The 7813-nt window shown below is 56.3% G+C and carries 10 protein-coding genes; 2 read left to right on the top strand and 8 right to left on the bottom strand.

Annotation, left to right across the window (positions count from 1 at the left end; genetic code table 11):
* Positions 1-19: 19 nt before the first annotated feature.
* Positions 20-1129 carry a LacI family DNA-binding transcriptional regulator gene (locus EAV90_RS26715; RefSeq protein WP_129145145.1) on the top strand — a complete coding sequence of 370 codons (1110 nt, stop codon included), beginning with the start codon at positions 20-22 and terminating at the stop codon, positions 1127-1129.
* A gap of 607 nt (positions 1130-1736) precedes the next feature.
* On the opposite strand, the gene EAV90_RS26720 is transcribed toward EAV90_RS26715, so the two are convergent.
* From EAV90_RS26720 to EAV90_RS26740, 5 genes are all read right to left on the bottom strand, one after another.
* Positions 1737-2099, bottom strand: coding sequence for a helix-turn-helix domain-containing protein (locus EAV90_RS26720; protein WP_129145146.1), 363 nt, complete (start codon positions 2097-2099; stop codon positions 1737-1739).
* A 43-nt stretch (positions 2100-2142) separates the two neighbouring features.
* Positions 2143-2646: a hypothetical protein gene (locus EAV90_RS26725; protein WP_129145147.1), complete on the bottom strand. Its 504-nt coding sequence runs from the start codon at positions 2644-2646 to the stop codon at positions 2143-2145.
* A 285-nt stretch (positions 2647-2931) separates the two neighbouring features.
* Positions 2932-3798 (bottom strand): hypothetical protein, encoded by an 867-nt coding sequence (locus EAV90_RS26730; protein ID WP_129145148.1) that lies wholly within the window; start codon positions 3796-3798, stop codon positions 2932-2934.
* Between the two features lie 25 nt (positions 3799-3823).
* Positions 3824-4042, bottom strand: a complete 219-nt coding sequence (locus tag EAV90_RS26735) for a hypothetical protein (RefSeq protein ID WP_245509618.1) — start codon at positions 4040-4042, stop codon at positions 3824-3826.
* A gap of 580 nt (positions 4043-4622) precedes the next feature.
* On the bottom strand, positions 4623-4844 hold the full coding sequence (locus EAV90_RS26740; protein ID WP_129145149.1) for a hypothetical protein: 222 nt from the start codon (positions 4842-4844) through the stop codon (positions 4623-4625).
* Between the two features lie 436 nt (positions 4845-5280).
* On the opposite strand from EAV90_RS26740, the gene EAV90_RS26745 reads away from it, so the two are divergent.
* Complete coding sequence (locus EAV90_RS26745) at positions 5281-5826, top strand: DUF4238 domain-containing protein (RefSeq protein WP_129145150.1); 546 nt, start codon at positions 5281-5283, stop codon at positions 5824-5826.
* 149 nt (positions 5827-5975) lie between these two features.
* Here the strand turns inward: EAV90_RS26745 and EAV90_RS26750 are convergent, their stop codons facing one another.
* The 3 genes from EAV90_RS26750 to EAV90_RS41295 form a co-directional block, all read right to left on the bottom strand.
* The gene (locus tag EAV90_RS26750; protein ID WP_129145151.1) at positions 5976-6359 is read right to left on the bottom strand and encodes a hypothetical protein; all 384 of its coding nucleotides are present in this window, start codon (positions 6357-6359) and stop codon (positions 5976-5978) included.
* Positions 6360-6589: 230 nt separating this feature from the next.
* Entirely contained in the window at positions 6590-6787 is a 198-nt protein-coding gene (locus tag EAV90_RS26755) for a hypothetical protein (RefSeq protein ID WP_129145152.1), read from the bottom strand.
* Positions 6788-6823: 36 nt separating this feature from the next.
* A complete protein-coding gene (locus tag EAV90_RS41295; RefSeq protein WP_283810509.1) occupies positions 6824-6946 on the bottom strand; it encodes a hypothetical protein in 123 nt (40 codons plus the stop codon).
* Between the last annotated feature and the right edge of the window lie 867 nt (positions 6947-7813).

Genomic DNA, 7813 nt, shown 5'->3' on the forward strand with positions numbered 1-7813 from the left:
CGATCGTCGGGCATTGTGAATGCTGCCCAGCGGCAGCTTCAAATGGCGGGTTAGGGACGTCGAGATAGTGGACGCGAAAGCAAGAAAGAGCGACTCTCGACCGACGCTCGTGGACATTGCCAAGGCCAGCGGCGTGTCCAAGGCGACGGTCTCTCTCGTGCTTCGGAACAGTCCCACCATTCCCGAGCGAACCCGCGAGAAGGTGCTGGAAGCGGCCAGAAGTATCGGTTACGTGTACAATCGCGGTGCCGCGAGCTTGCGCCTGCCTCACACGCGAATGATCGCGATGGCCGTCAACAATCTTACGAATCCCTATTTTGCCGAAATCGTCGCCGCAATTGAGGATGCGCTCACAGCCGAGAACCGCATCGTTCTCATGTCCAATACTGGCGAGTCGGTGGCAAGACAGAGCGCCTTCATCGAGACGGTGCGAGAATACAATGTTGATGGATTGCTCATCGTACCCGCGGTCGGCACGGATGCATCCTTCGTCAACTCCTTGCATTCGCTCCATCTGCCGTGCGTTCTTGTCTCGCGAACAGTGCCGGGCGCGAAGGTCGACTACGTCTCTCCTGACCATCGCGGTGGCATGATCAAGGCGGTAGATCACCTCATCAAGCTTGGTCACACGCGGATCGGAATGATCGGTTCGAACGAGAACATCTCAACCGGGCGCGATCGTTTTGCTGGCTATCGGGAAGCTTTGGCTAAACACGGCATTCCACTTGAGCCGAGGCTGGTTCTATCCGGCGGAGAGACGCGCGACGTTGGAATGGCACATGTCATCCAACTCCTCGATTTGCCTGAACCGCCGACGGCCGTCGTATGCTTCAACGATATCGTCGCGTTCGGGGCCATGCTCGGCCTTCGCTCGCGGAATCTAACGCCAGGCGAAGACTTTTCTGTCGTTGGCTTTGATGACATTGCCGAAGCGACCCTGTGGCGTCCGGCCTTAACTACTGTCGCGATTCCCAGGCCGAATGTTGGCAAGGCCGCAGTCCAACTGCTGTTTCGGCGCATCGGCAACAGGGACGCACCTTTCGAGTCAGTCCTTATTCCGACAGAACTCATTGTGCGTGACACGACCTGCCCACCGCCAAAAAAGTCGCGAAGCAAACGCAAGCACTGATCTTGACGCCGACCAGAAGGCGACGTCCTTTGCCTCGTCAAAGAGGCCAATAGCTGAGCCGGCCTTGTGCCGCGTCGGCCTCTCAGTCACGGTGATGCGGGTAAACTACTACAGGTCGCTATCGGTACGCGCCAGACCCGGACTAAATTCTGCACTTGCCATCATCAATGTGCAAATAATCAGCATTGAATTCTGCGAGGGCTTCGAGTTCTCCACGATTCAGCAGGATTAGTCTCGCCAATGAAGTCACGCATTCGGGCAACAGCGTCCGCTGCCCACGATTCGCCTCTTCAACGAAGCGCCTCACCGATTCCCCCAAAAGAATCACGGGAAATCATAACAGCCGCTCGTCGTTTTCACACAAGGGTCAAAGGGCGACCATCGGCAGTCCCCTCACCTTCGTCTGCTTCACAAGGAGCGGACCTCAACGTTGGACTGACCTCACAGCCCTGCCGCTGACTAGCAAGTCCCTCGTGCGACTGATAAGCTTTTGTTAGAAACCTTATTAGTCGAAGAGACTCCGTCTGCGACCAGGCCTTATCAGCTCGAATGGACGTGCTTTGACATCATAGACGCCCTGATACCGCTGAAGATCGTACGGCACGACCTAGTGCGCTATCTTATACCTGCTGATGGCAGATGCATCTTCACAGGGCATGGCTATCGGGTCTCTCGGTACGGCAAGTTCGTGGGCCGCCACGTACCCCACGACGAAGCACTCCTGTTGATGCTCGCCAAGCTCCCTGTGTTTGAGTTTGAATGTAATCTCAACGAAACCAGCTTCAAGAAGCTTGCCGTCTTTTAGGACCTGACAGAAGTCTGGGTGATCAATCTTCCAGCGGTTGATGGTCCGCTCGTCTTTACCGAAGAACTCTGCGATCTCTGCGTCGGTGGCGCCAAGGCGGCAAAGCTTCGTGGCATGGTCAGCGAACTTAGGAAGATAATCGGAGGGGCACCCACGTTTGGCCACGCCCCATTATGCGCACAGCATCAGGAATCTTGGCAAGACTTTGCTACAGTGGAGGGATTTTTGCGTATTGGGTAAGCAGCTCTGTATCGTACTTCCAGCCCGTCGCTATGACGACGTGCCACATTAAATGCTTCGCTTCGTCGATTTGATGCTTGAGATCTTCGAGGTTCTCGAAGTGGCTGGTGCTCTTGAAGCTACTCCGGCTCATGTGGGTGGCGCCCGCTCCCTCCGGAAACCAAGTGCCATGAGCTACAACTATCCGAGCCTTCTGGTTCAGCGTGTGGCAGCGATTGAACACCTTCTTGATCTTTTCCGCGTCCAGATCGGTTCTCGTCCGCAGCAGCACTTCCTTGGTCACGTTGCAGAGCGTGGCGAAGTCATAAGGTCCGATGATGACCTCGAACAGCTCATCCGTCAGTTTCAGCGCATCGTTGAGCCGAAGACGGATGGCGAGTTCGAGCTGGGAGAACGAGTAGATGAATTGGCCGATGGCCTTAAACATCTCGTCATCGACATCCTCCCTGTTTACTAGCGGGTGGTCGGGCATGTGCTCTCAACTATTTCATTATGGCGGGATGACAGCAACCTACAACTGCGCCATGATTCCTGCACGCCGCAAGGCTGAGTTAAATCAACGAGAAGACAGAGAGATGTTCCCATTCATTGCCGGTGCCGCGATTGTTGTTGCCGCCCTTACCGGCGCTTCCATCAAGGCCAAGCCAACCCGGACGCCAAGAGCTTCTTCAGCTCCAATTCCCATATCGTCAACGATGGCAGCTTCGTAGACCAAACAAGCCGCAAACAAAGAGGGCCCCATCAAGGGCCCTTCTCGTTAGTAGGTGTCACCGTAGGCACGGCCGAATAGCTCTCTGCTCTTCTCATCGACGCCACGAGGGCGGCGGTAATTATCGACGAACTCCGCACCCTCCGGAGTATAACCACCCTTCTTCTCGCACGCCTTAAACATGGTGATGAGCTGCTGGGCAAACGTCATGGCCTTGACCCGCTCTTGATCATTCAGCCACTCCCTCGGCGTCGCCCTGTTGATGGCCTCCTCAAAGACAAAGCTGTTGATGTCGCCAGTTGGACCACCGCCCTTCGCGGCCATCCACCGGCCTTCCTCGTCTATGAACTTCTGGACGATAGCTCGGTTCGCGTCGCTTTTGTCTTTCTCATATGCTCGCGTCACGTCTGCTGATTTGACCTTGGCATATCGCTCCATCACCACGACGTATATGTAATAGAAGTCGATGCCGATGAGCTGGACGAATGGCTTGGTGATGGATGCGCGCTCCTCGAGCGAGATCTCCATATCGGCGAGCTGCTTGTCCACCTCGTCGAGGATGGCCTGCTTCTCCTTGGCGGACGGGCCGTCCATACGATTGCCCCACCCCATTAGGATGTAGCTGACACGGGCATTGATGGCGGCGAGCTTGTTCAGCTTCTTGGTCAGGACCTGCGCTTGAGTGAGAGTGTCTTTGACCTCTCGTAACTTGGCTTCGACGCCCCAAACCTTGAACATCTCGATGTTGGGCATGAAAACTAGGAAAACGCAGGCCACGCCGAGTGTGCCCAGGAAGGTTGCCGAAGCAAACCGCTGGTTCAGCCCCTCAAATGCCGCCATGAAAAGTGCGCCTACAGCAATAAGCCCTGCCGCGAAGAGAACTATGTCGCGCAATTTATCCGTTAACCCGTCCATCTTATGCCCCCCTGCATAAGCCTTCTTACCCCGCAATCGCGGGCCATCCAAACCTGAGCACGAGCCCGCCAGCCACAGTGGCCAAGCCGATCAGGCCACCCCACCAGAACGACTTGGGACGGGCCGACTTCATGGCGAGCCAAAGCAACAGCGCGCCCAGCCACGGGCCGTAGTTCTTGCTGAAATCGCCGTTGCGCTTCAGCACTTCAATCAGATTTTCATTCCGCAGTTCCTGGTCCGACACAGCCTCTCTCCTTCCCCGGAATCCCTTCCGGAGCCCATTCCGTCCAGATTGCAGCCGAGTTGCTGGCCGCCTGCCTATTCTGAGACCACTTCCGACGCGTCAACCGCTAAACGCGCCGCTTACCCGCAATATACCGCCCAAAAGTGAGCGTCCCCGCCACAAACGACAAGGGGCGGAACTTAGCTCCCGCCCCTCACCTAGAGCGTTGAACTTTCTCATCTTTCCGCCGGCTTGAGCACCGGTGTCCACTTCGCGAACTCGTTCTGCGTAATCAATCACTGTTTTGCCCGACGAAGCAAGTTACATTTCGGATTTTCTGCACGGAATTTCGCGAAAACCGCATTCGCAATATGAAACGAAGTCAGTTACCGGACCGTTCCTCAGGCGAAACACGAATCAGCGTGAGGCTACGAATGCCATTGGACACCCAGGGGCCGACTCGGCGCAACGCACAAGGTAGGCACTCGCTGCCGCCTAACCGTGCATCGCGTCCTTCACCTCGAAGAGCACCCAGGCGCAAACCACTACAATGCCGCCCCAGTACAGCGCACGGTCATTCATTTGTTCAGTGTCCATTTCCTCACTTTATCTTCGTTTCAATTTCCCGGCGTAGCCGAATGAACCTCTTCTCCGTCTCGATGTCCGACAGCTCCCCCCGCAGGTTAGCCATTGCCAGGCCGAACGCCTTGGCAATCTCCTCATCGGGTGTAGCCATCATCGAGACGGGTGGGTGGTCGCCCCAAACAGGAGTGAACTCCACCCATCCAGGCCGCTCTATTACAGCCGGTGCTTCTTGTACCACTGCTGCTCACGAGCGGCAGCTTGGCTGTACAGAAGGTGGCTCAGCTTGAAGTAGCCCTTGGTCATCTTCTTCCAGCCGGAGCGCGTTCACATCTAATCCACCGTCATCGTCAGCTTGTTCTTCCGATGCCGGAAGATGCGATAGACGGACCCGCGGATTGCTTTATCGAGCTTGCCAATAAAGTACTTGTTGGGGGGTCGTTTGGTCATGGGAGTTTTCCTCCTCTTGGTTGGTTTATGGGTGCGTTGCGCGAGCGAGGGCGCGAACCTCTAGTAGTCATCCGCGAGCGCTGCTATCACTACGCAGCTGCACGCGCCCTCCGTAGACGTTGAGGCCAGCAGCTTCAAAGCACTTGCCGACTTACGCCAGGCCGAGGCCAAGGTTGAAATGCTGAAAGCCAAAACTAATCTGTGCCATCCCCAAAGATGAGTCGGCCATGGCCAAGGAGCCAAAGCTCCCCAAGCACCACTACATCCCGGTGTTCTATCTGAAGCAGTGGGCCAAAAACGGCACGGTCACTGCGTTTCGGCGCATGCACAACAAGGTAGTCGCCACACCAAAGCCCCCGACCCACACAGGGTATGTAAGGGGGCTTTATCGGCTTGAGGGAGCAGATCCCACTTTGGCGAACCGAATAGAGACGCTTCTGATGGGACACATCGACCACAACGCCGCCATCGCTCACCAAATGATATTGAACGACTCGATTGATAATCTGCCGACCGCCGTTCGGCTGGCATGGTCTCGATTCATCGTCGGGCTGCTCATCCGTTCGCCGGCTTCGGTCAAAAATATCTACGACCGGATGAGAAATCCTACTGCCAAGGAATATCGAGAACTAAAGCGAGATTTCGAGCGGGACTTTCCAGGCAAACGGTATGAAGACATATCCGAGCTCGAAATGAAGCGGGGCGCCATGTACTCGCTCGTCAAGCTTATGCAAAACGCGGAAGTCGAAACCATGCTCAACAGCATGAGCTAGGCCGTTTACGACCTGGGCTTACCGGAACTTCGATTCCTCACATCCGATCGCCCCGTCATTATGACGAATGGACTTGCGAAGAAAGGTGGTCACCTCGCGCTTCCGATCAGCCCCAGGAAGATGTTCTTCGCCTTTGTTAACAAGGATATTCAGGCAGAGATCAAAGGCTTGTCCCCTTGGCACATCGTTGAACAAGCCAACGAAGTGGTCACCCGCAGCGCAATTGAATTTGCCTGGGATTCGGACGCGTCCAGATTTCCTCTAATCGCGAAGTACTTGTCCGCTGATGCGGCGCATGACCGCAAATTCTTCGGCCCATAGAATAATCCGCAATCCAGCGCATATGCGGCCGCCCAGGCAGCATCCGCCTCGTCCTCACCCAAGTCTTTCTCCCAGTGCGCCTTCGCTGTCGCTTGCATCTCCGGCTTCTTGGCGTTTCCTTTACCGGTGGCGTGGATCTTCAGCTTGCTGAGGTGGACCGTCGAATACGGGAGCCCCTCCAGCTCGCAGGCGAGTATGGCAGCGCCGAACATGGGGAAGAGAGCTTTGACGCTGGAGAACTGTCCGGAGAATGGCTCCTCGATGCAGACGCCGATGCAGTCTGGCCCGGCATGGCGTTTGTGACGCCGTGAACGCCGAGCGTCCTACTGCTGATGTTGCCTTCAAACCGAAGTGCCTGGGCATCTAATCCTCCATCAACGTAAACCCGGCCAACGCCGAGCGTCGTCCCCAGGTCCAATCCCAGCACGTAGCGGCGGCCCAATCAAAGAGCTTTGATTGATTTCCCCACAGCGATAATGGGGAGCTTGGTCTTACCCGTTTCGATCAGGTGCTTCACGTCAGGCAATGCGCTGACGGGTACGCGCACCGGCACAGTTGGCACGTCATAGCGACCACTGCCGCGCTTGCGACCGACGCCGACGCGGCGACCGCCTCGCTTCACAAGTTGAGTTGTCTGCATGGTTTGAATCGTGAGCCGATTGCAAACGAGCGTCAATCAAAACCGATAGAAGGCAAGCACCGAAAGCACAATGGTCAGGGCGGCGCAGATCGCCAGCGCACCTTTAGCGCTGAGGCTCAGGCCCAGGAATTTAACATGCAGCTCGGGATGGTCCGACATAGGCGCAGCTCTCCATTGACTGGTTATGAGCTGTGATCAGCGCGTCCGACCAAGATTCATAAGAACAGAGATTCGATTCCTCGCAACAGAATTGATTCACGCTCGGGGCATCTAAAAATTGACCCCGGTTAACAGGACTCACAACGGCGGCGCTGAGTACCTGAATTCCTGAAGATTTTGTCCGTATATCCGGTGAAATCCGTCAATCGAAAAAGTTTTACAAAGCTTCACGTGAGCCAGATCACATCCATTGATCGGCTCAGTCATCGCCCGCTAAGAGGACGGCCTCCTTCTGGAAGTCCCGGTCGGTGCGGTAGTAGCTCTCGATAAAGTCGTCATCGTTGCCGGCGAAGAAGCTGTACATCCCGTACTCGTCCAGATCCTTGAAGTAGAAGCCCGACCCGGCTCTCAGCGAAGTGGTCGAGATGGAAGGCGATGAGATGGGCGGTCTCGAACATCCTCTCTCCATGCTTGGCCCGCCATAGCGGCTGGTCGCGTTCGCGCCAGTGGTATTCCCGCATCCCGGCCTTGATGTGCTCGTACAGACGCTTGTCCTTCTCCAGCCGCTCATTGGCGGCTACCGCCTTCCCCTGGTTCTTCGACCGCTGCCACAGGTATCACCCGCCAGCGATCACCAGCACGATAAGCCATGACTCCATATCGCTTCCCCCCGGCTCATTATTGCCGGGAGGTCGCGACGGCTCAATATCGGCGGCCTACCACTTCCGGCCACCCAGCACTGTGAGTGGCGGAGTAATTCTCCCCACTTATGGCATTTGAAAATTCCCCAGTTTTCGTGACGGCCGACCGGCCAGGGCATGCCCTGGCCGGTCGGCCGTCGCGTCGAATCGCCGACGTTCCTCCTGC

This window comes from Bradyrhizobium vignae (assembly GCF_004114425.1).
Lineage (GTDB): Bacteria > Pseudomonadota > Alphaproteobacteria > Rhizobiales > Xanthobacteraceae > Bradyrhizobium > Bradyrhizobium vignae.

What these genes read in the sequence shown, in the direction of transcription:
- EAV90_RS26715 (WP_129145145.1), top strand. Translation starts at nt 20, where the DNA reads ATGCTGCCCAGCGGCAGCTTCAAATGGCGGGTTAGGGACGTCGAGATA.
- EAV90_RS26750 (WP_129145151.1), bottom strand. Translation starts at nt 6,359, where the DNA reads ATGTTCGGCGCTGCCATACTCGCCTGCGAGCTGGAGGGGCTCCCGTAT.
- EAV90_RS26725 (WP_129145147.1), bottom strand. Translation starts at nt 2,646, where the DNA reads ATGCCCGACCACCCGCTAGTAAACAGGGAGGATGTCGATGACGAGATG.
- EAV90_RS26755 (WP_129145152.1), bottom strand. Translation starts at nt 6,787, where the DNA reads ATGCAGACAACTCAACTTGTGAAGCGAGGCGGTCGCCGCGTCGGCGTC.
- EAV90_RS26745 (WP_129145150.1), top strand. Translation starts at nt 5,281, where the DNA reads ATGGCCAAGGAGCCAAAGCTCCCCAAGCACCACTACATCCCGGTGTTC.
- EAV90_RS26730 (WP_129145148.1), bottom strand. Translation starts at nt 3,798, where the DNA reads ATGGACGGGTTAACGGATAAATTGCGCGACATAGTTCTCTTCGCGGCA.
- EAV90_RS41295 (WP_283810509.1), bottom strand. Translation starts at nt 6,946, where the DNA reads ATGTCGGACCATCCCGAGCTGCATGTTAAATTCCTGGGCCTGAGCCTC.